Raw genomic sequence first — 26,327 nt, 5'->3', positions numbered from 1 at the left:
GCCGCGACCTTTTGTCGGGAGCAAGATGGATACCCCCGCAGGGCGGCCAGGAAAGAACGGGGATCACCCCGTGTTCTGCAGCCCTTGCGCGATGCCGTTCACGCTGGCCAGCAGCGCCGCGAACAATTCGTCGTCGCCCCGCTCCTTCGCGCGCCAGCGGGCCAGGAGATCCACTTGCAGCAGGCTCATGGGGTCTACGTAGGGATTGCGCAGCATGATGGCCCGCTGCATGGTCTTGTCCTTCTCCAGCAGGTTCGCGTTGCCCGTGAGTTTCAGCACCATCTCCCGGGTCAAATCGAATTCCTCGCGGATCACGGGGAAGAATTTTTCGTGCAGCGTGCCGGCGAGCTCCGAGTAGCGCGAGGCGATGGTCATGTCGGATTTCGCCAGCACCATCTCCACGTCGGCGAGCAGCGACTGCAGGTAGAACCATTGCCCGGTCATGGCGGTGAAGGCCTCTTCGCCGTGAATCTCGATGGCCGCCCGCAGCCCGCTCCCGAAGCCGAACCAGCCCGGCAGGATGTGCCGGCTCTGGGTCCAGGCGAATACCCAGGGGATGGCGCGCAGGTCCTGGATGCCCCGCTGCTTGCGCCGCGACGACGGCCGCGAGCCGATGCGCATGCGCTCGATGACGTCGATGGGAGTGGCGCAACGGAAGTAGTCGAAGAACCCGGGCCGCTCGTAGACGAGCCCGCGGTAGACTTTGCGGCTCTCGACGGCCACCGTGTCCATCATCTGCCGCCACTCGTCCGGTTCCGGCGTGGTGCGCTCCGGGTTGGCGGTGGCGATGGAGACCGAGGCCATCAGCTGCTCCAGCGTCCGTAGCGCGATGCCACGAAGGCCGTATTTCTCGTTGATGATCTCGCCCTGCTCGGTGACACGCAGGCGGCCGCGGATGGTGTCCGCCGGCGCGCCCAGTACAGCCGCGTGAGTCTTGCCGCCGCCCCGGCTCGTGGTGCCGCCGCGCCCGTGGAAGAGCGTGATGTCGCAATCCTCGCTGTCGAGTTCGCGCACGAGGTCCGCCTGGGCCTCGTAGAGTGCCCAGCGCGCCGAGGCGAGGCCCGAGTCCTTGTTGCTGTCCGAATAGCCGACCATGATCATCTGCTCGTCGCCGCGGTGGGCGAGGTGCTTGCGGTAGACCTCGTCGGCCAGCAGTTCCTGCATGATGCGGGTGCCGTTCCTGAGATCGTCGACGGTCTCGAACAGTGGTGCCACGTCCAGCGGCACCTTGCCGCCCTTCGACGCCAGATCGCCCCAGCGGGCCAGCAGCAGCACGGACAACACATCGTCGGCGCCCTGGGTCATGCTGACGATGAACGGACCGATGGCCCGCCTGCCGTACTTGCGCCGGCAGAATGAGATGGCCTGGAACACGGCCAGGGTCTTGCGGATGCGGGTGTCGGTGCTATCGGCCTTCGGCAGCTCCCGGTCCTGCAGCGCCTCGCGGATCCGGTCCGCGCGCGCCTCCGGCGTCCACTCCAGCCAGTCCTCGATGTCCAGGCAGCGGCCCACCACCTCCCGGTGTACCAGCGCGTCCTGGCGAACGTCCAGGGTCAGCAGGTGGAAACCGAAGGTGCGGATGCGCCGGAGCAGCCGGCGTGTCGCGAACAGCCCGGCATGGCGGCCCCGGTTCGCGCGCAGGCTGGTCGCGATCAGGCGGATGTCCGCCTCGAACTCCTGCGCAGATTCGTAGGGGAAGGCGCTGTCGTCGTAGGTGGACTGCAGCCGTTCCTGGACGAGGCGGAGATACATCCGGTAGGGCATCTCCCGGTGGCGGGCGGGCACTGCGTGCCAGGCGTGCGGGAAGTGCCCCCGGTAGACCTCGATGCGTTCCAGGATGGCGGGCGCCACGCCCACGCGGGACACCGTCTGGCTGAGCTTGCCGGACAGGCGGCCGCACTCCCGGTAGTAGAGGTCCAGTATCAGGGAGCGCTGCCGGGTCAGCGTATCGCGGATGGTCTTCGCGCCCACGTTGGGATTGCCGTCCATGTCGCCGCCGACCCAGGAGGCGAAGGAAATGAGATCCGGTATCTCGACGTTGTCGAGCGTCTCCTGCCCGTAGACGGCGCCGATGGCGTCCTCCAGGCTCTCGTAGAACGGCGGCAGCACTCGGTAGAGCACGTCGGTGAGGAAGAACAGCACGTGCTCCAGCTCGTCGGCGACGGTCATGCTCTCGGAGGGGTGCTCCTCGGTCTGCCAGATGGTGGTGACCTCGGCGCGGATCGAGGCGAGCGCGGTGCGCTCCTCCTGGGGCGTCAGCGTGGGGTTCAGCATGTCCACCAGATGGCGGACGATGTTCTGCTCCTTGCGCAGGATGGTACGCCGGGTGGGCTCGGTGGGGTGGGCCGTGAACACCGGCTGGATGCGCAGACGATGCAGCAGCGTGTCGAGATCCGCGTTGCTGACGCCGGCGTCGTGCAGATCCCGCAGGGCATACTCCAGGCCGCCGGGCTGGAAGGTGTCCTCGTCGCGCAGGTAGTCCCGGCGTCGCCGGATGCGGTGCACCTTTTCCGCGGTGTTGACCAGCTCGAAGTAGGTGGAGAAGGCGCGGATCACGTCCCGTGCGGTGTCCGGCGGCAGCGCCTGCACCAGGTCCGTGAGTTCGGCGGCGGCTTCCCGGTCGCCCTCGCGGCGGCGGATGGAGATGCGCCGGGCGCTCTCCACCAGCTCGTACAGCGACTCACCGCCCTGCTCGCGGAGCAGTTCGCCGATCAGCCGGCCGAGGGTACGCACGTCGTCGCGCAGCGCCCGGTCCTTGCGGGCGAAGACGATCTCGCTGCGGCGCAGCCCCCCCTTGCCGCTGTCGGCTGGTTCGCTCACGGGCGGGTCAGTCGCGGAAGTTCTCGTACTGGAGCGGCAGGTCGATGTCGGCCTCCTTCAGCAGCGCGATCGCCGCCTGCAGGTCGTCTCTCTTCTTGCCGTTGATGCGGACCTTATCCCCCTGGAGGGAGGCCTGCACTTTCATCTTCGAGTCCTTGATGAGCCGGACGATCTTCTTCGCCAGCGCCGAGTCGATGCCCTGGCGCAGCGTCACGGTCTGGCGCGCCTCGCTGCCGCTCTCCTCGACCTCGCCCGCCTCCAGGCAGGCGACGTCGATACCGCGCCTGGCGAGTTTCTGGCGCAGGATGTCCATCATCTGCTGCAGCTGGAATTCCACCTGCGCGCGCAGGCGGATGGCCGACTCCTCCTGCTCGAACTTCGCGCCGGTGCCCTTGAAGTCGAAGCGGTTGGCGACCTCCCGGTTGGCCTGGTCCACCGCGTTGGTAACCTCGTGCATGTCCACTTCGGAGACGACGTCGAACGATGGCATGTGGCCCTCCTCAGGCTGCGTCCCGGTCTGCCGGCACGGGCTCGGCCAGCAGGTCCTCGATGAAGGTGGTCATCTCCCGGGTCAGCTGCTCGTAATGCTCGCCCGTGCCCGGGCCCTGGAAGCCGGTATGAATCTGGCGCACGCGCCCGCCCCGGCCGATGAAGATGGTGGTGGGGAAAGCGAGCACGTGGTTCAGCGCCGGCAGGGTCTTGCCCGCCTCCGTCTTGTCCGAGATGCCCGCGATCAGCGTGGTGTACTCGATGCCGAACTTCCGCCGGAACTTCTCCACCTGGGCTGCGGCCGCATCGAAGTCCTCCAGGTGCTCGTACATCAGTGCGACCACCTCCAGACCCTGGCCGCGCAGCCGCTTGTAGAGCGGCGCCATGAACGCGGCCTCGTCGTGGCAGTTCGGGCACCAGCTGCCCGCCAGCGTCACCACCACAACCTTGCCGCGAAAGCGCTCGTCGTCCAGCGAGACCGGCTTGCCGTCCGTATCCGGGAAGGTAAAGGTGAAGCGCTCGTAGCCGGGTTTCAGGAAGGTGAGCCGCCGGGCGTCCGCCAGCGTAGCCCGCGGGTTGCGCACGGCCGACCATGTCTCCTGCCACTCGGTGCCGGACCAGAAGCGGCCGGTCAGGCGGCCCTCTTCTTCCACTGCCTTGAACAGGAACGCGTGGGCGCCGTCGAACTTGGACAGGGTCACCTCGCGCCCGCGCACCGTGCCTTCCAGGTAGCGGTAGTCGCCGGTCTCGGTGAGGAACGTGCCGAACAGCCGGTTGCCGCGCTGGGCGAACTCGCCGACGGCCGGATGCTGGTTGCCGTCAGGCTCTGTGAAGCTCACCTCCCAGCGCCCGGAGACGTCCACTTCCGCCGTGGCGTGGGGCTGGCTGGATGCCGCGGTGCCGGGCACGGCAGCGAAGGGGATGCGCTGTTCCTTGCCATAGCGTTTCACCAGGGTGAGCGTGCCGGTCAGCCGACCCTCTGCCCACTCCGCCTCGATGCGGTTGTTGTAGGCCGGGAACGTGAGCGTGATCCGGCCGTCGGCGACGGCGACCTCGGGCACGCGCACCCGTTCCTGCCCGTTGATCAGCGTGGCGCGGTGGCCGGCGCCGTCGCGGCCCAGCTCCAGGCCGAAGGGCGCACGGCCGCCGGGCAGCTCTAGCCAGGCACGCCAGGCACCGAGCGGCGGCTCGGACGGTGCGTCGGTGCGCTTCTCGCCGCAGCCCGCCACCAGCGCGAGGGCCAGTGCCGCCAGCAGCGCTCTCCCAAACCTCGGCATGTATTCGGCTCCGTGCAACGGTGTCATCTCCGGCCGGCGGCGGCTCACAGATAGCCCTCGGCCTGCAGGGAGAACAGTGTAGCGTAGTGCCCGCCCAGCGCCATCAGCTCTTCGTGGCTGCCGGCCTCGGTGACGCGGCCGTGCTGGATTACGAGGATACGGTCCGCGCGGCGCACCGTGGAGAAACGGTGGGAGATCAGTATGGTGATGCGCCCGGCCGCGAGCTCCTGGAAATGCTCGAACATGGCGGCCTCGGCGGCCGCGTCCATGGAGGCGGTGGGCTCGTCCATGATGAGGATGTCGGCGCCACGGTCCATGAACGCCCGGGCCAGCGCGATCTTCTGCCACTGGCCCGTGGACAGTTCCTGGCCGTCCCGGAACCACTTGCCGAGCTGGCTCGAGTAGCCGGCCGGCAGCCGCTCGATGAAGGCGTCGGCGAGCCCGAGGCCCGCCGCCTCGCGCCAGCGCTCTTCGTCCACGAAATGATCCACGTCGCCGGCGCCGATGTTCTCGCCCACCGTGAACTGGTAACGGGCGAAGTCCTGGAAGATCACGCCGAAGCGGCGGGTAAGCGCGTCCGGGTCCCACTCGGCGAGCGGTGTGCCGTCCAGCAGGATGCGCCCCTCGGTGGGCCGGTACAGGCCGGTCATGAGCTTGATCAGCGTCGTCTTGCCGGCGCCGTTCTCGCCGACCAGGGCCAGGCTCTGCCCGGGGGCGATGTGCAGGTCGATGCCCGTGAGCGCCGCGGTCTCGTTGCCGGGGTAGGTGAAGCCCACGCCCTCGAGGCGGATGCCGTCGCCGGGCGCCTCCCCCGCCGTGCGCTCGCCCCCGGCGACGGTGCCCGGCTGCTCCAGGTACTCGTACAGGTTGGAGAGGTAGAGGTTGTCCTCGTACATGCCGCCCATGGCGGTGAGGCTGGCGGCGACCGCGCTCTGCCCCTGCTTGAACAGCAGCAGGTACATGGTCATCTGGCCGAGGGTGATGCTGCCGTCCACGGTGCTTACGGCGATCCAGGCGTAGGCGCCGTAGAACGCCGCCGTGCCGATGAGGCCGAGGAAGAAGCCCCAGGTCTCGCGGCGGATGGTGAGGCGCCGGTCCTCGCGGTACAAGCGCCGGAAGATGTCCCGGTAGCGATCGAGCAGCAGCGGGCCCAGGCGGAACAGCTTCACCTCCTTGGCGTGGTCCTCCCGGGCCAGCACGGTCTCCAGGTACATCTGCATGCGCGACTCCGGCGAGCGCCAGCGGAACAGGCGGAATGCGTCGCCGGAGAACTTGGTCTCGGCCACAAACGCCGGCAGTCCGGCCAGCACCAGGAGCAACACCGCCCAGGGCGAGAACTGGACCAGCAGCACGGCGTAGCTGACCAGGGAGATGCCGTTCTGCGCCAGCGAGAACGTGCGGTTCACGAGGCTCAGCGGCCGGCTGGAGGCCTCGCGCCGGGCCCGGGTGAGCTTGTCGTAGAACTCGGAATCCTCGAACTGGTCCAGCGACAGCGTCAGGGCCTTCTCCAGGATCATGGTGTTCACCCGCTGCGCCAGTCGGGCGCGCAGCAGGGACTGGCAGAGCGAGATGGAGCGCTGGCTGGCGGCCGTGAGCACCAGCAGCCCGCCTTCCACTGCCACCCAGGTGAGCGCCTCGCGGTAGCCGCCACCGGACTGCATCGCCGCCACCACGGAGTCCACGATCTGCTGGCCCACCCAGGCGACCGCCGCCGGCAGCAGGCCGGCCGCCACGGTGGCCAGCCCCAGCCAGACGGTCAGCGGGCGGGAGGTGCTCCAGACGAGTTCGATCGCCCGGCGGCTGTAACGGAATACGCCGACGCCGGGAGCGCCCCAGGCGTCGTCGGTGCTGCGGGACATGGGTGCGGGCGAGCCGTTCGGCTCAGTCGCTGCCGGCGCTCTCCAGGGCGCGCAGATGCTTGCGGGCGAGTTCGATGAAGCGCGGCGTCAGGCCGGCGTCCTCGTAGATGGGGTCGCCCTGCTCGTCCTCGCGGATGACGCGTTCGCCGGGCTCGTAGGGCATCGCGGCCTCCAGCTCGTCGAGGGCCGCACCCAGCAGGTCGGTGATGATCTGCTCCAGTTCGGGGCCCCCGAACAACTCCTCCAGGGCGTGCAGCCGGGCCGCGTCCTCCAGCGGCAGGCGGACCGCATACTCCTTCTCGGTCCGGATGACACGGGGCGTCTTCTGCCAGGTTTCCAGCAGCTGCTTGAAGCTCATGGGCGGACTCCTGAAGGGGCGGCCACAAGGGTGGCCCTGCAAGGGTGGCCAGGCGCCGGCCGGGCAGCGGTGATGCGCCGCGGCGGACTCGCCGCGACCATAGCAGAAACCCGATCGAGGCCCAAATCCCGCCGGCGCCGCCATGCTGCCGCGTGTCAGCTTCCGTCCGCGGGGTGGTCCTGCCCGCGGAGCGGATGTGAGAAACTCCCCGGTCCGGCCGTGGGGGCGGTCCCGTATACTCGGCGATCCCCCGACGGGGCGGCCGCATTGCTGGTTGACGTTGCGAGGACGGTTTGGAAACACTCACGCCCGATGCCCACGGCATAGCGGTCCTCGTACTGACCGTGATCGCGCTGATCCTGTTCACGCGCGACAACATTCCTCTGGAGAGCTCGAGCCTCGGCATCCTGGTCGCGCTCATACTGCTGTTCCAGATCTTCCCGTACACGTCCGACGGCGAGCGGCTGCTCGGTCCGGCGGATTTCTTCGGCGCCTTCGGCAACGAGGCGCTGGTGGCGGTGTGCGCCCTCATGATCGTGGGCAAGGGCCTGGAGACCACGGGCGCGCTGCAGCCGCTGGCGAGCGCGATAGCCGCGGCCTGGAAGGCCCGGCCGATGATCGCGCTGCTGCTCACCCTGGTGGCCGGTGCCGTGCTGAGCGCCTTCCTGAACAACACGCCCATCGTCGTGCTGCTGCTCCCCATCCTGGTGGCGGCCTCGCTGCGCTCGAAGGTGCCGGTGTCCGGCGTGCTGATGCCGATGGGCTTCGCCACCATCCTCGGCGGCATGTCCACGACCATCGGCACCTCGACCAACCTGCTGGTGGTCGGCATTGCCGCCGATCTGGGCCAGGCCCGGCTGGACATGTTCGATTTCGCGCTGCCGGTGGCCATCGTCGGCGCCGTCGGCATCCTGTTCCTGTGGCTGGCGGGCCCGCGGCTCGTGCCGGAGCGCGTGCCGCCCCTGGAGGACACGTCGCCGCGGGTCTTCAGCGCCCAGCTGCACGTGGACGAGGACAGCTTCGCCGCCGGCAAGACCCTCTCGGAGGTGCTGGCGCGCACAGGCGGGCGCATGCGGGTCGACCGCATCCGGCGCAGCGAGTCCCTGTTCGTCGCCAAGCTGCCCTCGGTGAAGCTGCAGCCCGGCGACCGGCTGTTCGTGAAGGACACGCCGGACAACCTGAAGGAGTACGAGCGGGAGCTGGGGGCCACCCTGCACGGGATGGGCGGCAAGGAGCAGACGGGAGACGACTCGAAGGGACAACAGCTGGCCGAGGTGGTGGTCACCCGCGGCTCGCCGCTGCATCACCGCACGCTGGCGGATTCGCGTTTCGCCCAGTCCAGCGGCCTGCTGCCGCTGGCGCTGCACCGGGCGCGCATGCCGGCTTCGCGGCTGACCTCCGACATCGGCTCGGTGCGCCTGCGCGCCGGCGACGTGCTGCTGGTGCAGGGCCCGCGCAAGGCGATCGAGACGCTGAAAGCGAGCGGCAGCATGCTCGTGCTGGACGGCACCACCTCGCTGCCGCACACCCATCGGGCCAAGCGGGCGCTCGCCATCATGGCCTTCGTGGTACTGACCGCCGCGTTCGGGCTGCTGCCGATCTCGGTGAGCGCGCTGGCGGGCGTCGGCCTGATGCTGGCCTCGAACTGCCTCACCTGGCGCGACACCAGCGATGCGCTGAGCCGCCCGGTCGTCCTGATCATCGTCGCGAGCCTCGGGCTCGGCGGCGCGCTGATGCAGACCGGCATGGCCTATTACCTCGCCCACGAGTTCGTGGACATCACCGACGCCATGCCGATACCGTTCATCCTGAGCGCGTTCATGCTGATCATGACCGTGCTGACCAACGTGGTCAGCAACAATGCCGCGGCGGTGATCGGCACGCCCATCGCCATCAGCATCGCCCAGCAGCTGAACGCGGATCCGCTGCCTTTCGTGCTTGCGGTGCTGTTCGGTGCCAACATGAGCTATGCCACGCCGATCGGCTACCAGACCAACCTGCTGATCCTGAGTGCCGGCGGCTACAAGTTCTCGGATTTCCTGCGGGTGGGCATCCCGCTGACGCTGATCATGTGGCTCGGCTTCTCCCTGGTGCTGCCGCTGCTCTACGGCCTGTGAGGCCAGTGCGGAGCCCGTGGCGCTTGACCCTCCGCCGGGGGCCGTGGATACTCCCGACGGTCATGAACGCTCCGAACGCAATCGGCATCTGGTGGTGGCGGCCTCTCCGGGAGAGGGTAGCCGGCTAGCGTTCACCAGACAGGACAACCGAAAACCCATCTCCGCAGCACCGTGGGGATGGGTTTTTTTTTGACACGAGACCAATCCAAGGGAGACCGGGACAGACATGCAGGGCCCCTTCGACATAACCGCCGATCTGGACACGCCGGTATCGGCCTGGCTGAAGCTGGCGGATCTCGGCCCGCGTTTCCTGCTCGAGAGCGTGGAGGGCGGAGAGCGTCTGGCGCGCTATTCCTTCCTCGGTTTCGGGCCGGGCCGCGAGGTGCGGCTGGATGCCGACGGTTTCCGGGTGGACGGCGAGTCGCGGCCGCTGCCCCGGGGCCGGGATGAACTGCTCGACGGCCTGCGCCAGGCGCTGGCCGGCGTGCCCCGGCTTGCGCCGGAGGCCGAAGAGCTGCCGTTCACCGGCGGACTGGTCGGCGTCTCCGGCTACGACCTGGTGCGCTGGTTCGAGCGTCTGCCGGACGGTCCGCCGGTCCAGGAGGGCATGCCGCTGGCCGCCTACGTGGCGCCGGAGTCCCTGCTGGTGTTCGATCACCTCACCCGTCGGGCCGCCCTGTTGCACGCGGGCTCCGAGTCCGAGCGGCGGGCGCTGCGCACGGAGGTGATCGGCCGGCTGCGGGGTGCCGTGCCGCAGGACGCCCAGGAGGCCGGCGGCCGGGTGGAGGATGCCACCGCCAGCGTCTCGCCGGAGGATTACATGGCGGCGGTGGAGCAGGCCAAGGAGCACATTGCGGCCGGCGATATCTACCAGATCGTCCTGTCGGTGTGCTTCTCGGGCGCCAGCACGGTCTCGCCCTTCGAGGCCTACCGCGCGCTGCGGCTGCTGAACCCCTCTCCCTATCTCTTCTTCGTGGATCTCGGCGACCTGCAGGTGGTGGGCTCCTCGCCGGAGGCGCTGGTGCGGCTGAACGGGCGGCGGGCCTCTCTCCGACCCATCGCCGGCACCCTGCCGCGCGGAGCGACCACGGCCGAAGACCGGGCCAACGAGCAGCGGCTGCTGGCCGACCCCAAGGAGATCGCCGAACACGTGATGCTGGTGGACCTCGCCCGTAACGATCTCGGCCGCGTCGCCGAGGCCGGCAGTGTACACGTGGATCCGTACCTCTCCATCGAGCGCTACAGCCACGTCATGCACATCGTGAGCGGCGTGCAGGGAACGCTGGCGGAGGACCGGGATGCGTTCGATCTGTTCGCCGCCGCTTTCCCGGCAGGCACGCTGGTGGGTGCGCCGAAGGTCCGGGCCATGGAGATCATCGACGCCATGGAGCCGGTGGGCCGCGGCCTGTACGCAGGCACGGTGGGCTATTTCGGCCACGGCGGCGACATGGACCAGGCCATCACGATCCGCACGATGGTGTTCCGCGACGGCCAGTACCGCTTCCAGGCCGGCGCGGGCCTGGTGGCCGACAGCGTGCCGGCGCGCGAGTACGAGGAGGTGATGGCGAAGAGCGCCATCCTCCGCCGGGCACTGGACATGGCGAAGGAGGGGCTCTAGTCATGCTGGTCAGGGGCATAGCCGACGGCAGTCGCGGGCAGGCCGCGGCGAGGATCCTGCTCATAGACAACTACGATTCCTTCACCTACAACCTGGTGCAGGCCTTCGCGGCGTTGGGCGCCGACGTGCACGTCTATCGCAACGACTGCATCACCGTGGAGGAAGGGCTGGCGCTCGAGCCGACTCACCTGGTGATCTCCCCGGGGCCGGGCCGACCGGAGGATGCCGGCGTCTCGCTGGCCATGATCGCCGCCTTCGAGCGCCGCGTGCCCGTGCTCGGCGTGTGTCTGGGCCATCAGTGCCTGGTGCAGCATTTCGGCGGCCGCATCGTACGCGCGGGTCGTCTGATGCACGGCAAGACCTCGGCGGTCAGCCACGACGGCCAGGGCGTCTACCGCGGCCTCTCCCAGCCGTTCGAGGCCGGCCGCTATCATTCCCTGTGCGCCGAAGCGGAGACCGTTCCCGACGCGTTGATCGTGACGGCGCGCACCGAGCAGGACGAGATCATGGGCGTGCGCCACCGGGAGCTGCCGCTGGAGGGCGTGCAGTTCCATCCCGAGAGCGTGCTGACACCGGAGGGCGACCACCTCATGCGCAATTTCATCGAACGGCGGCCGGGAGCGGAGCGTTGAGCGAGGGCAGCCGATTGCTGGAGCGCCTGCTCGAAGGCGAGCACCTCTCGGAGCAGGAGGCGCACGGGCTGATGCACGCGCTGGCGGAGGATGCTTATCCCCAGGCGCTCGCCGGCGCCCTGCTGGCCGGGCTGCGCGCGAAGGGCGAGACCGCGGAGGAGATCCGGGGCTTCGCTGCCGCCATGCGCGAACTCGCCCGGGATCCGGGCATCCCGCCCGGCGCGCCCACCGTAGACACGGTGGGCACCGGCGGTGACGGCTCCGGCAGCCTGAACCTGTCCACCGGCACCGGCCTGCTCGCCGCCGCCTGCGGCGCCCGGGTGGTGAAGCACGGCAATCGCTCGGTGTCCTCGCGCTGCGGCAGCGCCGACGTGCTGGAGACTCTGGGCCTCACGCTGCCGCTGGACGAAGCCGCCGCGGTGGAGTGCCTGGAGGCGACAGGCTTCACCTTCCTGTTCGCCCCCTACTACCATCCGGCCATGAAGGCCATCGCCCCCATCCGCGGCGCCATGGGCGTGCGCACGGTGTTCAACCTGCTCGGGCCGCTGGCCAACCCGGCTGCCCCGCCCTACCACCTCATAGGCGCCTTCAGCGAGGAGGCGGCGCAGCTCATGGCTGCGACGCTGGCCGGCATGGAGATCGAGCGCGCCTTCGTGGTGCATGGCGAGCCCGGCTGGGACGAGGCCACCCCCTGCGGGGAGTTTCTGCTGCTGGACGTCACGCCAGGCCGCATCGCCGAGACCCGCCGGCAGCCCGAGGACTATGGCCTCCCACGCTGTGCCCCCGAAGACCTGGCCGGCGGCGATGCCGAAACGAACGCCGCCGCCATCCGCGACGTGTTTTCCGGCGAGGACCGCGGTCCCCACCGGGACGCGCTGCTGCTCGGTGCCTCGCTGGTGCTGGAGGTGACGGGCGAGGCCGCCGGGCCGGAGGAGGGCGTGGCCATGGCCGCCGCCGCCCTCGATGACGGCCGCGCGGCGCGGGTACTGAGCGGTCTGCGGGGCTTCGGGGGCTGAGCCATGGCAGATTTCCTGCGTGAGATGGCGGCGGCGAGCCGCCTGCGCTGCGAGGCGGCGCGGCGGGAGGTTCCAGCCGACGAGCTCCGCAAGCGCATCGCCGACGGGGAACCGCCCCCGGGCCTGGTGCTGGACCGTTTCGACATCATCGCCGAGATCAAGCACCGCTCGCCCCGGGACGGCGCCCTCGGTGTCAATGTGGGTGTCGACCTGGCAGGCGCCGTCCACGACGACGTCGCCCGCGCGGAGATCTACGCCGAGGGCGGTGCCGCGGCGGTCTCCGTGCTGACGGAGCCGTCCCGCTTCGGCGGTGATCTCGGCCACCTGGAGCGGGTGGCCGCCGCCCTGACGCCGCGGGGCATCCCGGCCATGCGCAAGGATTTCCTGGTGGATTCCTACCAGTTGCTGGAGGCCCGGGCGGCCGGTGCGGGCGGCGTGCTGCTGATCGCCGCACTGCTCGACGACGAGGCGCTCGCCGACATGCTCGACCTGGCGGAGGACCTGCAGCTGTTCGTGCTGCTGGAATGCTTCGATGCCGGCGAGCTGGAGCGCTGCGGCAGACTGCTGGACGAGCCCCGCTTTCACGAGCGCGGCAACGACGGACGCCTGCTCATCGGCGTGAACAGCCGTGACCTGCGCACCCTGGAGGTGGACGACAGCCGGCTGGAAGCACTGGCACCTCTGCTGCCCCACGCGGCGCCGGCGGTGGCCGAGAGCGGTTTGCAGGTGCCGGCCGATGCGGTGCGGCTGGCGACGGCCGGCTACCGACTCGCGCTGGTGGGTACCGCGCTCATGCAGGACCGGCGGCCCGGCCAGCTGGTACGCACGATGCGCGACGCCGGGCGGGCGGCGCTGGGCGAGTGAGCGTGAGTACCTGGGTGAAGATCTGCGGACTGACCAGCCGCGAGGCCGTGCAGGCGGCCGCCGAGGCGGGCGCCGACGCGGTGGGTTTCGTGTTCGCCGAATCGCCACGGCGGGTGCTGCCCGGCGAGGCCCGGCGGCTCTGCGAGGGGCTGGACCGGCGGGTGATCCGGGTGGCCGTGATGCGACATCCCGGTCCCGAGGAGTGGGCCGCGGTGCGGGACGGCTTCGCCCCCGACTGGCTCCAGACCGATGCGGGGGATTTCGCCGCGCTGGAGCTGCCCGATGCCTGCGCCCGTTTGCCGGTGTACAGGGACGATGACCAGGACCTGGCGTCCGGTTCGGCGAAGATGCCCACACGTTTCCTCTTCGAGGGCGCGCGCAGCGGCACCGGGGAGCGGGCCGACTGGTCGGTGGCCGCGGCGCTGGCCGCCCGGGCCGAGCTGGTGCTGGCCGGCGGGCTGTCGCCGGACAACGTGGAGGAGGCGCTGGCCGCCGTCGCGCCCTGGGGCGTGGACGTGTCCAGCGGCGTGGAGCGGGCGCCGGGGTATAAGAATCCGGTGCGGATCGCCGCCTTCGTGGAACGTGTCCGTCGGTGGGATCAGCGGGTACCGGGGTAGAGAATGAGGACACAGGATGAGTGAGGCCACATGAGCGAAGCCACGAACGAATTGATCGCAGCGAGCGAGGCACCCGCCCTGCTGCGGAAACTCCTCGACAGAGAGTTACCCGACGATCGCGGCCGTTTCGGGCCATTTGGCGGCCGATACGTGCCGGAGACCCTCGTCCCGGCGCTGGAGCGGCTGGAGCAGGGCGTCCGCGATATCCTGCCCCGGGAAGACTTCCAGGCCGACTACGCGCGGGAACTGCGGGAGTGGGTGGGACGGCCGACGGCGCTGACCGGCGCGCGCCGGCTCGGCGAGGCCTGGGGCGCCGAGGTCTGGCTGAAGCGGGAAGACCTGGCGCACACGGGCGCGCACAAGATCAACAACGCCATCGGCCAGGCGCTGCTGGCGAAGCGCCTCGGCGCCAAACGGGTGATCGCCGAGACCGGTGCCGGGCAGCACGGCGTGGCCTCGGCCGCCGCCTGCGCCCGGGTGGGGCTGCCCTGCCGCGTCTACATGGGCGCCGTGGACATCGTGCGCCAGGCCCCCAATGTGGATCGCATGCGCCGGCTCGGCGCCGAGGTGTGCCCGGTGGAGAGCGGCGACCAGACGCTGCGCGCCGCCATCGACGAGGCGCTCAGGCACTGGGTGTCGGATCCGGAGGGCATCTACTACCTGCTCGGCTCCGCGGTGGGGCCGCATCCTTACCCCTACCTGGTGCGCGAGCTGCAGGCGGTCATCGGCCAGGAGGCGCGCCGGCAGATGATCGAGATCGGCGGGCTCCCCGACGCTGTCTTCGCCTGCGTCGGCGGCGGCTCCAACGCCATCGGCCTGTTCCATCCCTTCATCGGCGATGAGGACGTGCGGCTGATCGGCGTAGAGGCCGGCGGCAAGGGCACCGGACTGGGCGAGAACTCGGCCACCCTGTCCACGGGACGGCCCGGCGTGCTGCAGGGCTGCTACACGATGATCCTGCAGGACGAGAACGGCCAGGTGCAGGAGACCCACTCGGTGTCCGCGGGCCTCGACTACTCCGGCGTGGGGCCCGAGCACGCCTTCCTGCAGGCGATCGGCCGGGTGGAATATGAAAACGCCAGCGACGACGAGGCGCTGGATGCGCTGGCCGAACTCTGTGCCGCGGAAGGCATCCTCACGGCGCTCGAGACTGCCCACGCCTTTGCCGCGGCCCGCAAGTGGGCGGCAAGCCATCCCGGCGCCCGCATCCTGATCGGCAATTCCGGTCGGGGAGACAAGGACATGCCCACGCTCACCCAGTATCCGATCGGAGGAAGCCGCGATGCAGCCTCATGAGACCATTACCCGGGCGCTCCGGGAGGCGACCGCGGCAGGGCGCGTCGGACTGGTCCCGTTCCTGACCGCGGGCTACCCGAAAGCCGACCGGTTCGCGGATGATCTCGCCACGATCGCTGCCGTCGGCGATGTCGTGGAGGTGGGCGTGCCCTTCTCCGACCCGATGGCCGACGGCATGACCATCCAGCGCTCCAGCCGCGGTGCGCTGGAACAGGGCGTCAGCCTCACCTGGATCTTCGACCGCCTGGAGGAGGCCAGGGACCGCATCGATGCGCCGGTCATCCTCATGTCCTACTTGAACCCGCTGCTGGCCTACGGCTACGAGCGCGTCGCCAGCCGTTCGATCGAAGCCGGGGTGGCCGGCTTCATCGTGCCGGACCTGCCCTGGGAGGAGAGCCGGGAGTTCGGGGCGCCGCTGGACGAGTCGGGCCTTGCGCTGGTGCAACTGGTCACGCCGGCGACGCCGGAGGCCAGGCTGGCCCGGCTGTGCGACGCGAGCCGGGGATTCGTCTATGCCGTGACCATGCGCGGGATCACCGGCGGCGGTGCCGCCCTGCCCGCGGACACCAGCGCCTACCTGGACCGGGTGCGTGACGCCTCGGACCTGCCCGTTTGCGCCGGCTTCGGCATCCGCACGGCGGAGCAGGTGGCCGAAGTCGGCCGGCATGCCGACGGTGTCATCGTCGGCTCCGCACTGGTGGAGGTGCTGGAGCGGGACGACGACCCAGCGGCGTTCCTGGAATCGCTGAGGGCCGGCCCCGGGTGAGCCGGTGAAGAAGGTCTACGCGGCCGAATCCCTGGTGACCGTCGCTCACTACCGCAACCTGCTCGAGGGCGAGGGCATCGACTGCTTCCTGAAGAACGAGAACATGGGCTCGGTCATGGGCGAGATCCCCTATGCGGAGATCTGGCCGGAACTCTGGGTGCGCAACGACTTCGAGGCCGCGCGGGCGGAGGAGATCATCCGCGAGGCCCGCCGGGCCGAGGCGGACGACGGCCCCCGCTGGCGCTGCCGCCGCTGCGGCGAGGAGAACGAGTACCAGTTTGCCGTCTGCTGGAGCTGTGGCCGACCACAGGACCGGGATCCGGCCGAGCCCTGAATCTTATGTAAAAACAGAAGGTTCTGCGACTGCCCCGTTCTGTGAACCGGGTCCGGGCGCGGGCCCTTCCGGCGGCGGTACCGTCACCTTTCCTGCCACCGGGGAAGGGACGCATCATGGGACTGAAACGGCTGATCTTGGCGGCGGCCGCCATCGCGCTCGCCGGCTGCGCGAGCATGAGCGCCGAGGAATGCCTCGTCGCCGACTGGGAAGCCATCGGCTACGAGGACGGCGCCCGGGGTGCCCCGGCCGACACCATCGGCCGTCACCGCAAGGCCTGCGCCAGCGCCGGCATCACGCCGGACTTCCACGATTACGAACGCGGTCGCCAGGCCGGCCTGCTCGAATACTGCCGGCCGGGCGTCGGCTACCGGGTGGGCGCCTCCGGCGGCGGTTACGGCGGCGTGTGCCCGCCCGACCTCGAGCCCGACTTTATGGCCGGTTACGTCGAGGGGCGCGAACTCTACGAGCTGCGCTCCGAGGTATCGCGTATCGAGAGCCGCATCGATGCCCGCGGGAACGAGCTGGAGGAGCTGCGGGCCGACATGGCGGCGAACTCCGCCCGCCTGATCGCCGGCGAGGCCACGGCCGAGGAACGGGTGCGGTTACTGATGGAGACCAAGGAGATGTCCCGACGCGAGGGCGAGCTGGAGTCCGAGATCGCCTCGCTGCATCGGGACGCGGCGGTGGCGCGCTCCCGCCTCGAGGACTATGAGGCCCGCGCCGCCAGCGCGTACTGATCGGGCCGCGCGCTAGCCCGCGCCCGGCCGCCCGGCCAGGCCGGCCAGTGCGGCAGCGCCGAGGGCGCTCCAGCCGAGCCACGGGGCCTGACCCGTCGTCAGCAGCACGATGCCGCCGATGAAGGCAGCCGCGGCTACGGCCAGCGCGAAGCGCTGGCGCTGCTGGCGCGCCATCGAGTCGCGCAGATCGCGCAGTTCCGGCGCGTCGAAGCGCACGCGCAGATCGCCGGAGGCGGACTGTTCGGCGATGGTCCTGAGCCAGTGCGGCAGCTCCCGAAGCGTCTCGCGCAGCTCCGGCAGATGGTCGCGTATATCGTCCAGCATCGCGCGGCCGCCCAGCCGGTCCGTCATCCACTGGCGCATGATGGGATAGGCGGTCTCCCACAGGTCCAGCTGGGGGTAGAGTTCGCGCCCCAGCCCCTCGATGTTCAGCAACGTCTTCTGCAACAGGATCAGCTGCGGCTGCACCTGCATGTCGAAGCGCCGCGCCGTCTCGAACAGCCGCATCAGCACCTGCGCGAAGGATATCTCGTCCAGCGGCTTGCTGAAAATGGGCTCGCAGACCGTTCGCACGGCGGATTCCAGTTCGTCCACCCGGGTGTCCGGCGGCACCCAGCCCGAGTCGATGTGCAGCCTCGCCACCTTGTGGTAGTCCTGCTCGAAGAAGGCGAGGAAGTTCTCGGCGAGGTAGCGCTGGTCGACCGGGTTCAGGGTGCCGACGATGCCGAAGTCGACGGCGGCGTACTGCGGGTCCTTCGGGTCGTGCACCTGGATGAAGATGTTGCCCGGGTGCATGTCGGCGTGGAAAAAGTTGTGCCGGAACACCTGGGTAAAGAAGATCTCCACGCCCTTCTCGGCCAGCCGCTTGATGTCCGCCCCGGCCTCCCTGAGTGCCCGCATGTTGCTGATGGGGATGCCGTAGATGCGCTCCATCACGATGACGTTGACGTGGCAGTAGTCGAAGTAGATCTCCGGCACATGCAGCAGGTCCGAGCCGGCGAAGTTGCGCTTCAGCTGGGCCGCGTTGGCGGCCTCGCGCATGAGGTCCAGCTCGTCGATGATGGTCTTCTCGTACTCGCGCACCACTTCCACCGGGCGCAGGCGCCGCGCCTCCCGCCAATAGCGGTGCGCGAGGCCGGCCATGAAGTACATCACCTCCAGGTCGCGCTCGATCACCTCGCGCATGTCCGGGCGCAGCATCTTCACCACCACCTCGGTGCCGTCCTTCAGCGTCGCGGCGTGCACCTGGGCGATGGAGGCGGCCGCGAGCGCCTGCTCCTCGAAGCTGCCGAAGACCTCCAGGGCGGGCTTGCCGTAGGCCTTCTCGACGATCTCCAGCGCAAGCTCGGAGGAGAAGGGAGGTACCTGGTCCTGCAGCTTGGCGAGCTCGTCGGCGACCTCCACCGGCAGCAGGTCCCGCCGGGTGGAGATGGCCTGTCCGAACTTCACGAAGATGGGCCCCAGCTCCTGCAGCGCCAGGCGGATGCGCACGCCCAGCGGTTCGTCCACGACCGCCCGGCCCGGCAGCAGCCGGAACACGAAGCGCATGGGGCGCAGCAGGTGAGTGGCGACGATCAGCTCGTCCAGGCCGTAGCGCACCAGCACCCGCTGGATGGCGACCAGGCGAAGCAGCAGTCGGGGCCGCATCATCGGCGATCGTCTGCGGAAAGTGCCCGGATGCGGGCGTCGAGCCGCGCCACGTCGTCGCGCAGCCGGTCGACCTCTGCGTAGAAGGCCTCGACCTCGCCCCGGGAGGGCAGGTCGCCCCGTTCCTCGGTTACGTACTCGGAGACGTTGCGGGTCAGGGTGTCGGCCACCTGTCGGCCCCAGAGCCCGATACTGCGCACCAGCTCGCCGGCCTGGCGTGCGCCGGCGTCGCCCAGCACGCCCGAGAGCCGTTCCTCCACGTCCGGCCGCGCGAAGCGGAGCAGCTCGCGGAAGCGGGTGGCCGTCTCGGTGTCGCCGTCGATCTCGATGCTGCCGCTGCGGATCGCCTCGGCGGCGCCGCCGGCGAGCAGCCGGGGCAGCGCCAGCAGCGAGCCCGTGATGACCGTGTCCGGATCATCCACGTAGTCGGTGTGCAGCTCCAGGCCGGCGGCCGTGACCCGGACATAGAGCGCCAGGAACGAATCCCGCACCCGCACCGCGATCACCCGGCCGTCGAGTTCCTCGCACAGGTCCCGTGCCGGCGTGCTCTGGGCGATCTGGGCGTTCACCAGGGTGAGCGCCGGCCGGAACAGGGTTTCCAGGGGATCCACGGCGAACGGGCCTCAGAGGTGGTAACCGATGTGCAGGGCGGCGATGCCCCCGGTGAGATTGACGTAGCGGCAGCGCTCGAATCCTGCGTCACCCATCATGCCCAGCAGTGTCTCCTGGTCGGGATGCATGCGGATGGACTCGGCCAGGTACTGGTAGCTGTCCGCGTCGCCCGCCACCATGCGGCCCAGCAGCGGCAGGACGCGGAAGGAATACAGGTCGTAGAGCGGCTGCAGGGCGTCGGCCGGCCGGGAGAATTCCAGGATCAGCATTTTGCCGCCGGGCTTCAGCACACGGAACATGGAGGCCAGCGCCGCCTCCTTGTGCGTGACGTTGCGCAGCCCGAAGGCGATGGTGACCAGGTCGAAGCTGTCGTCGGCGAACGGCAGGTTCTCCGCGTCCACCTGGGCCATGCTCACGTTGCCGATGATGCCGGCGTCGAGCATGCGCCGGCGACCCTGGCGCAGCATCGCCGCGTTGATGTCCGCCAGCACCACGTGCCCCGTCTCCCCTACCTGCCGGGCGAAGCTCATCGCCAGATCGCCGGTGCCGCCGGCCAGGTCCAGTGCGCACTGGCCGGGACGGGCGGCGGCCTCGCTCACGGTCCGCCGTTTCCACAGCCGGTGGATGCCGCCGGACATGAGGTCGTTCATGAGGTCGTAGCGCTCGGCCACGGAATCGAAGACGCCGCGGACGAGGTCGGCCTTCTGGTCGGCCGCCACCCGGCGGTAGCCGAAATGGGTCTCGCTGTCGCTGGTCTTCTCTTTGCTCATGGCGGGGCGGGCGGTCACTCAGCGGGATTGCGAGCATACCCCGCGGCCTCGAGCCGGTCGAGGTAGTCCTGCCAGAGTTCCGACCTGTTCTCGCCCAGTTCCCGCAGGAAACCCCAGCGGTACAGGCCGGTATCGTGACCGTCGTCGAAGACCAGTCGAACTGCGTAATGGCCGACGGGCTGGACCGTGGTGATCTGCACGTTCTCCTTGCCCGTCTGCAGCGTTTCCTGACCCGGGCCGTGGCCCCGCACCTCCGCCGACGGCGAGTACACGCGCAGGTACTCGAACGGCAGGCCGAAACTCGCGCCGTCGGCGAAGCTGACCGTCAGCAGTCGGGATTGCCGGCGCAGGCGTAGCTCGGTGGGTGCGTCTTCCATCGGGTTGACCTCTCAGAGAATGTAGCGACTGAGGTCCTCGTCCTGGACCAGTTCGCCGAGATGCTCGTCCACGTACTCCGCCGTGACCGAGAGCGTGTGGCCGCTCCTGTCCGCCGCCTCGTAGGAGATCGCCTCCAGCAGCCGCTCCATCACCGTGTGCAGGCGGCGGGCGCCGATGTTCTCGGTGTTCTCGTTCACGCGGAAGGCCACGTCCGCGATGCGCTCCACGCCCTCCTCGGTGAACTCCAGCTCCACGCCCTCCGTGTCGAGCAGCGCGCGGTACTGGCGGGTGAGGGACGCATCCGGCTCGGTGAGGATGCGCACGAAGTCGGGCGCCTTCAGCGAATCGAGCTCGACCCGGATGGGGAAACGTCCCTGCAGCTCCGGGATCAGGTCGGAGGGCTTCGCAACGTGGAAGGCGCCGGAGGCGATGAACAGGATGTGATCGGTGCGCACCATGCCGTACTTGGTGTTGACCGTGCAGCCCTCCACCAGCGGCAGCAGGTCGCGCTGCACGCCTTCCCGGGACACGTCGGCGCCCATGCTCTCGGAGCGCTTGGCCACCTTGTCCAGCTCGTCGATGAAGACGATGCCGTGCTGCTCCACGGCCTCCAGCGCGCGGGCCTTCACCTCCTCGTCGTCCAGCAGCCTCGCCGCCTCTTCTTCGGTGAGGATCTTCAGCGCTTCACGGACCTTCAGCTTGCGGGACGTGCGCCGGCCCTGGCCGAGATTCTGGAACAGGCTCTGCAGCTGGCTGGTCATCTCTTCCATGCCCGGCGGCGCCATGATCTCGACGCCCGCCGGCATGGCCTGGGTTTCCACCTCGATCTCGCGCTCGTCCAGGTCGCCCTCGCGCAATTTCTTGCGGAATTTCTGCCGCGTGTCGCTGGCCTCCGGGGGCTGCTGCTGCTCCGCGGCGAAACCCACCCCGCGGTGCGGCGGCGGCAGCAGGGCATCCAGCACCCGCTCCTCGGCGGCGTCCTCGGCGCGGTGTCGCACCTTGGCCATCTCGGCCTCCCGGGTCATTTTTATGGAGACGTCCATCAGGTCGCGGACGATGGAGTCCACCTCTCGGCCGACATAGCCCACCTCGGTGAACTTGGTGGCCTCCACCTTGATGAACGGTGCCCGGGCGAGGCGTGCCAGGCGGCGCGCGATCTCGGTCTTGCCGACGCCGGTGGCGCCGATCATGAGGATGTTCTTCGGCGTGATCTCGCTCCTGAGCGGCTCGGGCACCTGCACCCGGCGCCAGCGGTTCCTGAGCGCGATGGCCACGGCCCGCTTGGCGTTGTCCTGGCCGACGATGTGCTTGTCCAGCTCCTGGACGATCTCCCTGGGGGTCATAGACATGTCATTCGGCCCCGGCTCGTGCGTCGCCGGGGAGTTCCTCGATGGTGATGAAACGATTGGTGTAGACGCAGACGTCGCCGGCGATCTCGAGCGACTTCTCCACGATCTCCCGGGCGCCCAGATCCGTATTTTCCAGCAGCGCCCGGGCGGCCGACTGGGCGTAGGGTCCGCCCGAGCCGATCGCCATGAGGTCGAACTCGGGTTCGATCACGTCGCCGTTGCCCGAGATGATCAGCGAGGTGTCCCGGTCGGCGACGCACAACAGTGCTTCGAGCCGGCGCAGCATCCGGTCGGTGCGCCAGTCCTTGGCCAGCTCGATGGCGGCGCGGGTCAGGTTGCCGTATTGCTGCAGCTTGCGCTCGAAATACTCGAACAGGGTGAAGGCATCCGCCGTGCCGCCCGCGAAGCCGGCGATCACGCTGCCGTCGGCGAGGGCGCGCACCTTGCGGGCGTTGCCCTTCATGACGGTGTCGCCCATGCTGACCTGGCCGTCGCCGCCGATGGCCACGCGGCCACCGCGCCTCACCGAGACGATGGTTGTGCCTCTGTACTGCTCCATGGATCTGCCTTCGCTGTTGCGGGCGCCGGCTATTTGCGGTTGTTGCGCGCCCTGGGATGGGTCCGGTCGTATATCTGGGCCAGGTGCTGGAAATCAAGGTGGGTGTAGATCTGCGTCGTGGACACGTCCGCATGGCCCAGCAGTTCCTGCACTGCGCGCAGGTCGCCGCTCGACTCCAGCAGGTGGGAGGCGAACGAATGGCGGAACAGGTGCGGATAGACGCTCCGGTCCATGCCCTGGCGCTTCGCCCAGTGGACGATGCGTTCCTGCACGGAGCGGGGCGCCAGCCGGGTGCCGCGGCGGCTGACGAACAGCGCGCGCTCCTCGTGGCCGGCCATCCGCACCCGGATCCGCTGCCATTCCGCGAGTGCCTCGAGCGCGCGGCGGCCCACCGGCACGATGCGGGTTTTGGCGCCCTTGCCGGTCACCGTGACCGTGGCGTCCGATGCGTCCACGTCGTGCAGGTCCAGGGCCACCAGCTCCGCCAGCCGCAGCCCCGACGAGTACAGGAGCTCGAGCATGGCCCGATCCCGCACGGTGAGCGGGTCGTCGCCGGGAAACTCCAGCAGCCGCGCCATCTGGTCGGCGTCCAGCGTGCCCGGCAGGCGCTTGCCCGCCTTCGGCGCGCTGACGTCGGCGGCCGGGTTGCGCTTCAGCACCCTCTCCCGGATCAGGTAGCGGAAGAAGCTGCGCACGGCGGACAGCCGCCGCTGGATGGAGCGGGGCGAGAGTCCGCGTCGGTGGCAGGCGGCGGCGAAGGCGCGGATATCGTGGGTCGTGAGATCGCGCCAGCCGCCGTGGCCGGCGCGCTCGCAATACTCGACCAGGGCCGCCAGGTCCCGGCGGTAACCGGCCACGGTATGCGCGGAGCAGCGCTTCTCGAAGGCGAGGTGCTCGAGGAAGGCGTCGGTGCGCTGGCGTTCTTCCGGCGACAAGGGGCCGACCGGTCAGTAACGCCTCACGGCCGCGGCCACGAGCTCGCCGATGCGGGTGAGGAAGTCGATGCTCATGGCCGGGTGGAAATGGTCCGCATCGACGCTGCCAATGCCGATGAAACCGAGCCCGGCCCCCTCGCCGAGGGGCAGCAGCGCCATGCTGCCCACCTCGTCGGCGGCGGCGCCGAACAGGAATTCACGCTGGCTGTCGCGCACCCGGCCGCAGCGGGCGCGGGCGGCCGACAGAAACGTCTCGAACGGGCCCAGCCGAGGGTCGTCCCGACCGATGACGTGCAGGAAACGCCGTTCGCCGACGCCCGCGTAGTCCGCCGGGTCGCCGAACAGCACCATCACGGCGTGATCCGCCCCGAAGCCCGTGCGCAGTTCCCGCGCGATGCAGGCCAGGGTCTCCTCCCGGCTGTCCGCGGCCATGAGCGCGATCGCCAGCGTGTGGATACGGCCGGCCAGCCGGTCGTTGGCGCGTGCCACCTCCAGGAGTTCGCGCAGCTTGCGCTCGAGTTTGAGGTTCTTCTGCCTGAGCGTCGCCACCTGGCGTTCCACCAGCGAGACGGCGCCGCCGCCCGCCGCATGGGGCACGCGCAGTGTGTCGAGCAGGCGGGGATGGTTCTCGAAGAATTCGGGATGGTGCAGGAGATAGTCCTCCACGGCCTCTTCGTTGGCACTGTCCACCATGGGCTCTGGTTTGCGCTGTGTGCTCATAGGGCGACGGTTCCCTCGAAGGAGTACTCGGCCGGGCCGGTCAGCCAGACGACCTCACCGGGGCCGCGCCAGCTTACCACGAGATCGCCGCCCGGCAGGCCGACGCGCACCTCGTCGCCGAACAGGCCGCGACGTCGGCCGGCCACCATCGCGGCGCAGGCGCCGCTGCCGCAGGCCCGGGTCTCGCCGACCCCGCGCTCCCATACGCGCAGGCGGGCCCGGTCGCGCCCGCGGGGTTCCAGGAAGCCAACGTTGCAGCGCTCGGGGAAGGCGGGGTGATGCTCCAGCGCGGGCCCCAGCTCGGTCACCGGTGCGCGCTCCACGTCGTCGACCAGCAGCACGCAGTGGGGATTACCCATGGACAGCGCCGCAAACTCGACGGTGCGGCCGCCGGCCTCCAGCCGGTACGTGCCGGTTTCCGCTTCCGCCGTCTTCGTCACCGCCGCCTCTATTGTCATCGGTATGTCCGCCGGCGCGAACCGGGGCTCGCCCATGGAGACGGCGGTGACGCCGGGCCCGGCGATGCGCGCCTCGGATATCCCGGCACGGCACTCCAGGCGCAGCATCGATGGGGCGCCCGGCGCCTCGCCGAGCAGGCGCGCGATGCAGCGCAGACCGTTGCCGCACTGCTCCACTTCGCCGCCGTCGGCGTTGAATATCCGGTACCACGCATCGGTGCCGGCGCTGCGCGGCGCTTCTATCCAGAGCAGCTGGTCGAAGCCCACGCCCTCGCGGCGGTGGGCCAGTCGGCGGATGGCGGCGGCGTCGGGCAGTGCAGCATCGGGCTGGTCGCGCACCACCATGAAGTCGTTACCGAGGCCGTGCATTTTCACGAAGGGCTGCTGCATGGGCGTACTGTAGGTCAATTCGTCGCGACAATGGCGCCGGTGTCGCGTGGACTTTCTAGCGGCGCAGCGATACTTTACATAAACTGCACAAAACCAACACGAAGCGCAGGGAGACAACATGCGTCAGATCATCGTGCTGAACCCGAAGGGCGGTTGCGGCAAAAGTACGCTCGCCACCAATCTCGCCGCCTACTATGCGAACGAGGGCAAGAGCGTCGCGCTCGCGGACTACGACCCGCAGCGCTCGAGCCTGGACTGGCTCGAGCGCCGGCCGGAAGGCTATCCGGAAATCGTGGGCCTCGCCGCGTTCGAGGAGGGGCTGAAGCACCTGCCCCGCAGCGCCGACGTGCTGGTGATGGACGCACCGGCCCGCTCCCACGGACCGGAACTGACCTCGCTCATCAATCACGCCGAGACCATCATCGTGCCCGTGCTCCCGTCCACGGTCGACATGCAGGCGGCCAACCGCTTCATCGACGAACTCCTGGGCGTCGGCAAGGTGGAGCGCAAGAAGGCGCGCATCGGCGTGGTGGCCAACCGGGTACGCGAGAACACCCTGATCGCCGGCGACCTGGACGAATACCTGGAGAGCCTGAAGGTGCCTTACGTGGCCTGGTTCCGGGAGGCCCAGAACTACATCCGCGCCTACACCCGGGGGCTCGGCGTCGCGGAGCTGCCCGAGTATCTGGCCTGGCCGGAGTGGGATCAGTGGGAACCGCTAATGGAGTGGCTGAACTCCCGCCGCAGCCGGCCCTGACGGCCGGCGACTGAACGGGCGACAGGCTCCGGCGTCAGCCCTCCTGCGGCGCGCCGGCTTCCTCCAGGCTCGCCCGGATGCCCGCTGCCGGGTCGTCGTAGGCAAGATCCACGCCCAGCGCCTCGCGCAGACGCCGCGTGTCGAGCCGACGCGATTCGGCGAGGAAGCTGTAGCGCATCGGTGACATCTGCCGCCGCGCCTCTTCCCGGCTGACCGCGGGCGGCGCCGGCAGGCCCGCAGCCTCCGCCACCTGCCGGAAGAATGCCCCGGAACTCTCGCCGCTGCCGTCCGCCACGTTGTAGATGCCACCCGGTGCGGTCGGTTCCAGCGCAGCAAGGCACACGCGCGCCAGGTCGTCGACGTGGATGCGGTTGCCCGGCGAGGCGTCCTCCTCGCGGATCACGGGCTGACCCGAGCGGATCGCCTCCAGCGGCAGCCGGCCGGGGCCGTAGATGCCGGCGATGCGCAGGATCACCCAGCTCACCCCCTGCGCGTCGGCCCAGCGTCTGAGCGTCGTCTCCGCCGCCACCCGGCGGTGGGCGCGCTCCGTGGACGGTGCCGGGGGGCGCTGCTCGTCCACCAGTGCGCCGCCGCAGTCGCCGTACACGCCGCTGGTGCTGGCCAGTACGAAGCGTTCCGGCTGCCGCGGCAGCGCCGCGAGGAAGCGCGCGAGGCGCGGATCGTCGCCACCCTCACCCTCCGCGGGCGGGACGAGATAGAGCACCCGCAGCGGTCCGCCCGGCAGCCGCGACAGCGCGACGGACTCGTCGAGGTCGAGCGCCGCGGCCGCGATGCCGACCTCGGCGAGTGCGGCGGCGGACGCAGCGGAGCCGGTGAGGCAGTGCACGGCGACGCCCCGTTTCGCCAGACGGCGGGCGACCCGCCGGCCGGTGTAGCCGGCGCCTACGATCAGCGTCAGCGGGGCGGTCACTATGCGCTCATATCCGGC

At 69.7% G+C, this 26,327-nt stretch carries 26 protein-coding genes; 11 read left to right on the top strand and 15 right to left on the bottom strand.

The genetic code is table 11. The features are described from left to right. Positions 1-63: 63 nt before the first annotated feature. The 5 genes from ppc to ACJMKZ_RS08595 are packed head-to-tail and all read right to left on the bottom strand — an operon-like array spanning position 64 to position 6,803. Complete coding sequence (gene ppc, locus ACJMKZ_RS08615) at positions 64-2,820, bottom strand: phosphoenolpyruvate carboxylase (RefSeq protein ID WP_405232780.1); 2,757 nt, start codon at positions 2,818-2,820, stop codon at positions 64-66. A gap of 7 nt (positions 2,821-2,827) precedes the next feature. Next, a complete protein-coding gene (locus tag ACJMKZ_RS08610; protein ID WP_405232779.1) occupies positions 2,828-3,310 on the bottom strand; it encodes a YajQ family cyclic di-GMP-binding protein in 483 nt (160 codons plus the stop codon). Between the two features lie 10 nt (positions 3,311-3,320). Beyond that, positions 3,321-4,586, bottom strand: coding sequence for a TlpA disulfide reductase family protein (locus tag ACJMKZ_RS08605; RefSeq protein WP_405232778.1), 1,266 nt, complete (start codon positions 4,584-4,586; stop codon positions 3,321-3,323). A gap of 44 nt (positions 4,587-4,630) precedes the next feature. Continuing rightward, positions 4,631-6,445, bottom strand: a complete 1,815-nt coding sequence (locus ACJMKZ_RS08600) for an ABC transporter ATP-binding protein (RefSeq protein WP_405232777.1) — start codon at positions 6,443-6,445, stop codon at positions 4,631-4,633. Positions 6,446-6,467: 22 nt separating this feature from the next. Next, positions 6,468-6,803 carry a type 1 pili tip component gene (locus ACJMKZ_RS08595; protein WP_405232776.1) on the bottom strand — a complete coding sequence of 112 codons (336 nt, stop codon included), beginning with the start codon at positions 6,801-6,803 and terminating at the stop codon, positions 6,468-6,470. A gap of 293 nt (positions 6,804-7,096) precedes the next feature. Between ACJMKZ_RS08595 and ACJMKZ_RS08590 the strand changes: the two genes are divergently transcribed. The 10 genes from ACJMKZ_RS08590 to ACJMKZ_RS08545 all read left to right on the top strand — a co-directional run bounded on the left by ACJMKZ_RS08590 (position 7,097) and on the right by ACJMKZ_RS08545 (position 16,803). Next, positions 7,097-8,920, top strand: coding sequence for an SLC13 family permease (locus ACJMKZ_RS08590; RefSeq protein WP_405232775.1), 1,824 nt, complete (start codon positions 7,097-7,099; stop codon positions 8,918-8,920). Between the two features lie 226 nt (positions 8,921-9,146). Then, positions 9,147-10,538: an anthranilate synthase component I family protein gene (locus ACJMKZ_RS08585; RefSeq protein ID WP_405232774.1), complete on the top strand. Its 1,392-nt coding sequence runs from the start codon at positions 9,147-9,149 to the stop codon at positions 10,536-10,538. A 2-nt stretch (positions 10,539-10,540) separates the two neighbouring features. Beyond that, positions 10,541-11,170 carry an anthranilate synthase component II gene (locus ACJMKZ_RS08580; RefSeq protein WP_405232773.1) on the top strand — a complete coding sequence of 210 codons (630 nt, stop codon included), beginning with the start codon at positions 10,541-10,543 and terminating at the stop codon, positions 11,168-11,170. After that, positions 11,167-12,186, top strand: coding sequence for an anthranilate phosphoribosyltransferase (gene trpD, locus ACJMKZ_RS08575; RefSeq protein ID WP_405232772.1), 1,020 nt, complete (start codon positions 11,167-11,169; stop codon positions 12,184-12,186). The genes ACJMKZ_RS08580 and trpD overlap by 4 nt, the downstream gene beginning before the upstream one ends. Positions 12,187-12,189: 3 nt before the next feature. Further along, complete coding sequence (locus tag ACJMKZ_RS08570) at positions 12,190-13,050, top strand: indole-3-glycerol phosphate synthase TrpC (RefSeq protein WP_405232771.1); 861 nt, start codon at positions 12,190-12,192, stop codon at positions 13,048-13,050. Further along, complete coding sequence (locus tag ACJMKZ_RS08565; RefSeq protein WP_405232770.1) at positions 13,047-13,667, top strand: phosphoribosylanthranilate isomerase; 621 nt, start codon at positions 13,047-13,049, stop codon at positions 13,665-13,667. The genes ACJMKZ_RS08570 and ACJMKZ_RS08565 overlap by 4 nt, the downstream gene beginning before the upstream one ends. A 30-nt stretch (positions 13,668-13,697) precedes the next feature. Beyond that, positions 13,698-14,963, top strand: coding sequence for a tryptophan synthase subunit beta (gene trpB / locus ACJMKZ_RS08560; protein ID WP_405232769.1), 1,266 nt, complete (start codon positions 13,698-13,700; stop codon positions 14,961-14,963). Beyond that, positions 14,950-15,729, top strand: coding sequence for a tryptophan synthase subunit alpha (gene trpA, locus ACJMKZ_RS08555; protein ID WP_405232768.1), 780 nt, complete (start codon positions 14,950-14,952; stop codon positions 15,727-15,729). The genes trpB and trpA overlap by 14 nt, the downstream gene beginning before the upstream one ends. A gap of 4 nt (positions 15,730-15,733) precedes the next feature. Further along, the gene (locus tag ACJMKZ_RS08550; protein WP_405232767.1) at positions 15,734-16,063 is read left to right on the top strand and encodes a putative signal transducing protein; all 330 of its coding nucleotides are present in this window, start codon (positions 15,734-15,736) and stop codon (positions 16,061-16,063) included. Between the two features lie 116 nt (positions 16,064-16,179). Continuing rightward, complete coding sequence (locus ACJMKZ_RS08545) at positions 16,180-16,803, top strand: DUF2799 domain-containing protein (protein ID WP_405232766.1); 624 nt, start codon at positions 16,180-16,182, stop codon at positions 16,801-16,803. 12 nt (positions 16,804-16,815) lie between these two features. Here ACJMKZ_RS08545 and ubiB read toward each other — a convergent pair whose 3' ends face one another. The 9 genes from ubiB to dapF are packed head-to-tail and all read right to left on the bottom strand — an operon-like array spanning position 16,816 to position 24,621. Then, the gene (gene ubiB / locus ACJMKZ_RS08540; RefSeq protein WP_405232765.1) at positions 16,816-18,453 is read right to left on the bottom strand and encodes a ubiquinone biosynthesis regulatory protein kinase UbiB; all 1,638 of its coding nucleotides are present in this window, start codon (positions 18,451-18,453) and stop codon (positions 16,816-16,818) included. Beyond that, complete coding sequence (locus tag ACJMKZ_RS08535; protein ID WP_405232764.1) at positions 18,450-19,061, bottom strand: ubiquinone biosynthesis accessory factor UbiJ; 612 nt, start codon at positions 19,059-19,061, stop codon at positions 18,450-18,452. Before ACJMKZ_RS08535 ends, ubiB begins: the two co-directional genes overlap by 4 nt. A gap of 12 nt (positions 19,062-19,073) precedes the next feature. Then, positions 19,074-19,832, bottom strand: a complete 759-nt coding sequence (ubiE, locus tag ACJMKZ_RS08530; RefSeq protein WP_405232763.1) for a bifunctional demethylmenaquinone methyltransferase/2-methoxy-6-polyprenyl-1,4-benzoquinol methylase UbiE — start codon at positions 19,830-19,832, stop codon at positions 19,074-19,076. A 14-nt stretch (positions 19,833-19,846) separates the two neighbouring features. Continuing rightward, complete coding sequence (locus ACJMKZ_RS08525; RefSeq protein WP_405232762.1) at positions 19,847-20,209, bottom strand: gamma-butyrobetaine hydroxylase-like domain-containing protein; 363 nt, start codon at positions 20,207-20,209, stop codon at positions 19,847-19,849. 12 nt (positions 20,210-20,221) lie between these two features. After that, positions 20,222-21,559, bottom strand: coding sequence for an ATP-dependent protease ATPase subunit HslU (gene hslU, locus ACJMKZ_RS08520; RefSeq protein ID WP_405232761.1), 1,338 nt, complete (start codon positions 21,557-21,559; stop codon positions 20,222-20,224). Between the two features lies 1 nt (position 21,560). After that, complete coding sequence (gene hslV / locus ACJMKZ_RS08515) at positions 21,561-22,118, bottom strand: ATP-dependent protease subunit HslV (RefSeq protein ID WP_405232760.1); 558 nt, start codon at positions 22,116-22,118, stop codon at positions 21,561-21,563. A 29-nt stretch (positions 22,119-22,147) separates the two neighbouring features. Continuing rightward, positions 22,148-23,053, bottom strand: a complete 906-nt coding sequence (xerC, locus tag ACJMKZ_RS08510) for a tyrosine recombinase XerC (RefSeq protein ID WP_405232759.1) — start codon at positions 23,051-23,053, stop codon at positions 22,148-22,150. A gap of 12 nt (positions 23,054-23,065) precedes the next feature. Beyond that, complete coding sequence (locus ACJMKZ_RS08505; protein ID WP_405232758.1) at positions 23,066-23,773, bottom strand: DUF484 family protein; 708 nt, start codon at positions 23,771-23,773, stop codon at positions 23,066-23,068. Continuing rightward, positions 23,770-24,621, bottom strand: a complete 852-nt coding sequence (dapF, locus tag ACJMKZ_RS08500) for a diaminopimelate epimerase (RefSeq protein WP_405232757.1) — start codon at positions 24,619-24,621, stop codon at positions 23,770-23,772. Before dapF ends, ACJMKZ_RS08505 begins: the two co-directional genes overlap by 4 nt. Before the next feature lie 118 nt (positions 24,622-24,739). On the opposite strand from dapF, the gene ACJMKZ_RS08495 reads away from it, so the two are divergent. Then, on the top strand, positions 24,740-25,378 hold the full coding sequence (locus ACJMKZ_RS08495; RefSeq protein WP_405232756.1) for a nucleotide-binding protein: 639 nt from the start codon (positions 24,740-24,742) through the stop codon (positions 25,376-25,378). 34 nt (positions 25,379-25,412) lie between these two features. Here the strand turns inward: ACJMKZ_RS08495 and ACJMKZ_RS08490 are convergent, their stop codons facing one another. Further along, positions 25,413-26,309 carry an SDR family oxidoreductase gene (locus tag ACJMKZ_RS08490; RefSeq protein WP_405232755.1) on the bottom strand — a complete coding sequence of 299 codons (897 nt, stop codon included), beginning with the start codon at positions 26,307-26,309 and terminating at the stop codon, positions 25,413-25,415. Between the last annotated feature and the right edge of the window lie 18 nt (positions 26,310-26,327).

Source organism: Lentisalinibacter salinarum (genome assembly GCF_040706555.1).
Lineage (GTDB): Bacteria > Pseudomonadota > Gammaproteobacteria > Steroidobacterales > Woeseiaceae > Lentisalinibacter > Lentisalinibacter salinarum.
Note: the sequence above shows the minus strand (reverse complement) of the source record. Positions and strands in the feature narration are given on the sequence as shown.

Bases quoted from the DNA above. Each gene is read 5' to 3' on its own strand.
- ubiE (WP_405232763.1), bottom strand. From the start codon at position 19,832: ATGAGCAAAGAGAAGACCAGCGACAGCGAGACCCATTTCGGCTACCGC.
- hslU (WP_405232761.1), bottom strand. From the start codon at position 21,559: ATGTCTATGACCCCCAGGGAGATCGTCCAGGAGCTGGACAAGCACATC.
- ACJMKZ_RS08525 (WP_405232762.1), bottom strand. From the start codon at position 20,209: ATGGAAGACGCACCCACCGAGCTACGCCTGCGCCGGCAATCCCGACTG.
- ACJMKZ_RS08595 (WP_405232776.1), bottom strand. From the start codon at position 6,803: ATGAGCTTCAAGCAGCTGCTGGAAACCTGGCAGAAGACGCCCCGTGTC.
- ACJMKZ_RS08545 (WP_405232766.1), top strand. From the start codon at position 16,180: ATGGGACTGAAACGGCTGATCTTGGCGGCGGCCGCCATCGCGCTCGCC.
- ACJMKZ_RS08605 (WP_405232778.1), bottom strand. From the start codon at position 4,586: ATGCCGAGGTTTGGGAGAGCGCTGCTGGCGGCACTGGCCCTCGCGCTG.
- trpB (WP_405232769.1), top strand. From the start codon at position 13,698: ATGAGCGAAGCCACGAACGAATTGATCGCAGCGAGCGAGGCACCCGCC.
- ACJMKZ_RS08585 (WP_405232774.1), top strand. From the start codon at position 9,147: ATGCAGGGCCCCTTCGACATAACCGCCGATCTGGACACGCCGGTATCG.
- ACJMKZ_RS08495 (WP_405232756.1), top strand. From the start codon at position 24,740: ATGCGTCAGATCATCGTGCTGAACCCGAAGGGCGGTTGCGGCAAAAGT.
- ACJMKZ_RS08505 (WP_405232758.1), bottom strand. From the start codon at position 23,773: ATGAGCACACAGCGCAAACCAGAGCCCATGGTGGACAGTGCCAACGAA.
- ACJMKZ_RS08610 (WP_405232779.1), bottom strand. From the start codon at position 3,310: ATGCCATCGTTCGACGTCGTCTCCGAAGTGGACATGCACGAGGTTACC.
- hslV (WP_405232760.1), bottom strand. From the start codon at position 22,118: ATGGAGCAGTACAGAGGCACAACCATCGTCTCGGTGAGGCGCGGTGGC.
- dapF (WP_405232757.1), bottom strand. From the start codon at position 24,621: ATGCAGCAGCCCTTCGTGAAAATGCACGGCCTCGGTAACGACTTCATG.
- trpA (WP_405232768.1), top strand. From the start codon at position 14,950: ATGCAGCCTCATGAGACCATTACCCGGGCGCTCCGGGAGGCGACCGCG.
- ubiB (WP_405232765.1), bottom strand. From the start codon at position 18,453: ATGATGCGGCCCCGACTGCTGCTTCGCCTGGTCGCCATCCAGCGGGTG.
- ACJMKZ_RS08570 (WP_405232771.1), top strand. From the start codon at position 12,190: ATGGCAGATTTCCTGCGTGAGATGGCGGCGGCGAGCCGCCTGCGCTGC.
- ACJMKZ_RS08600 (WP_405232777.1), bottom strand. From the start codon at position 6,445: ATGTCCCGCAGCACCGACGACGCCTGGGGCGCTCCCGGCGTCGGCGTA.
- ACJMKZ_RS08580 (WP_405232773.1), top strand. From the start codon at position 10,541: ATGCTGGTCAGGGGCATAGCCGACGGCAGTCGCGGGCAGGCCGCGGCG.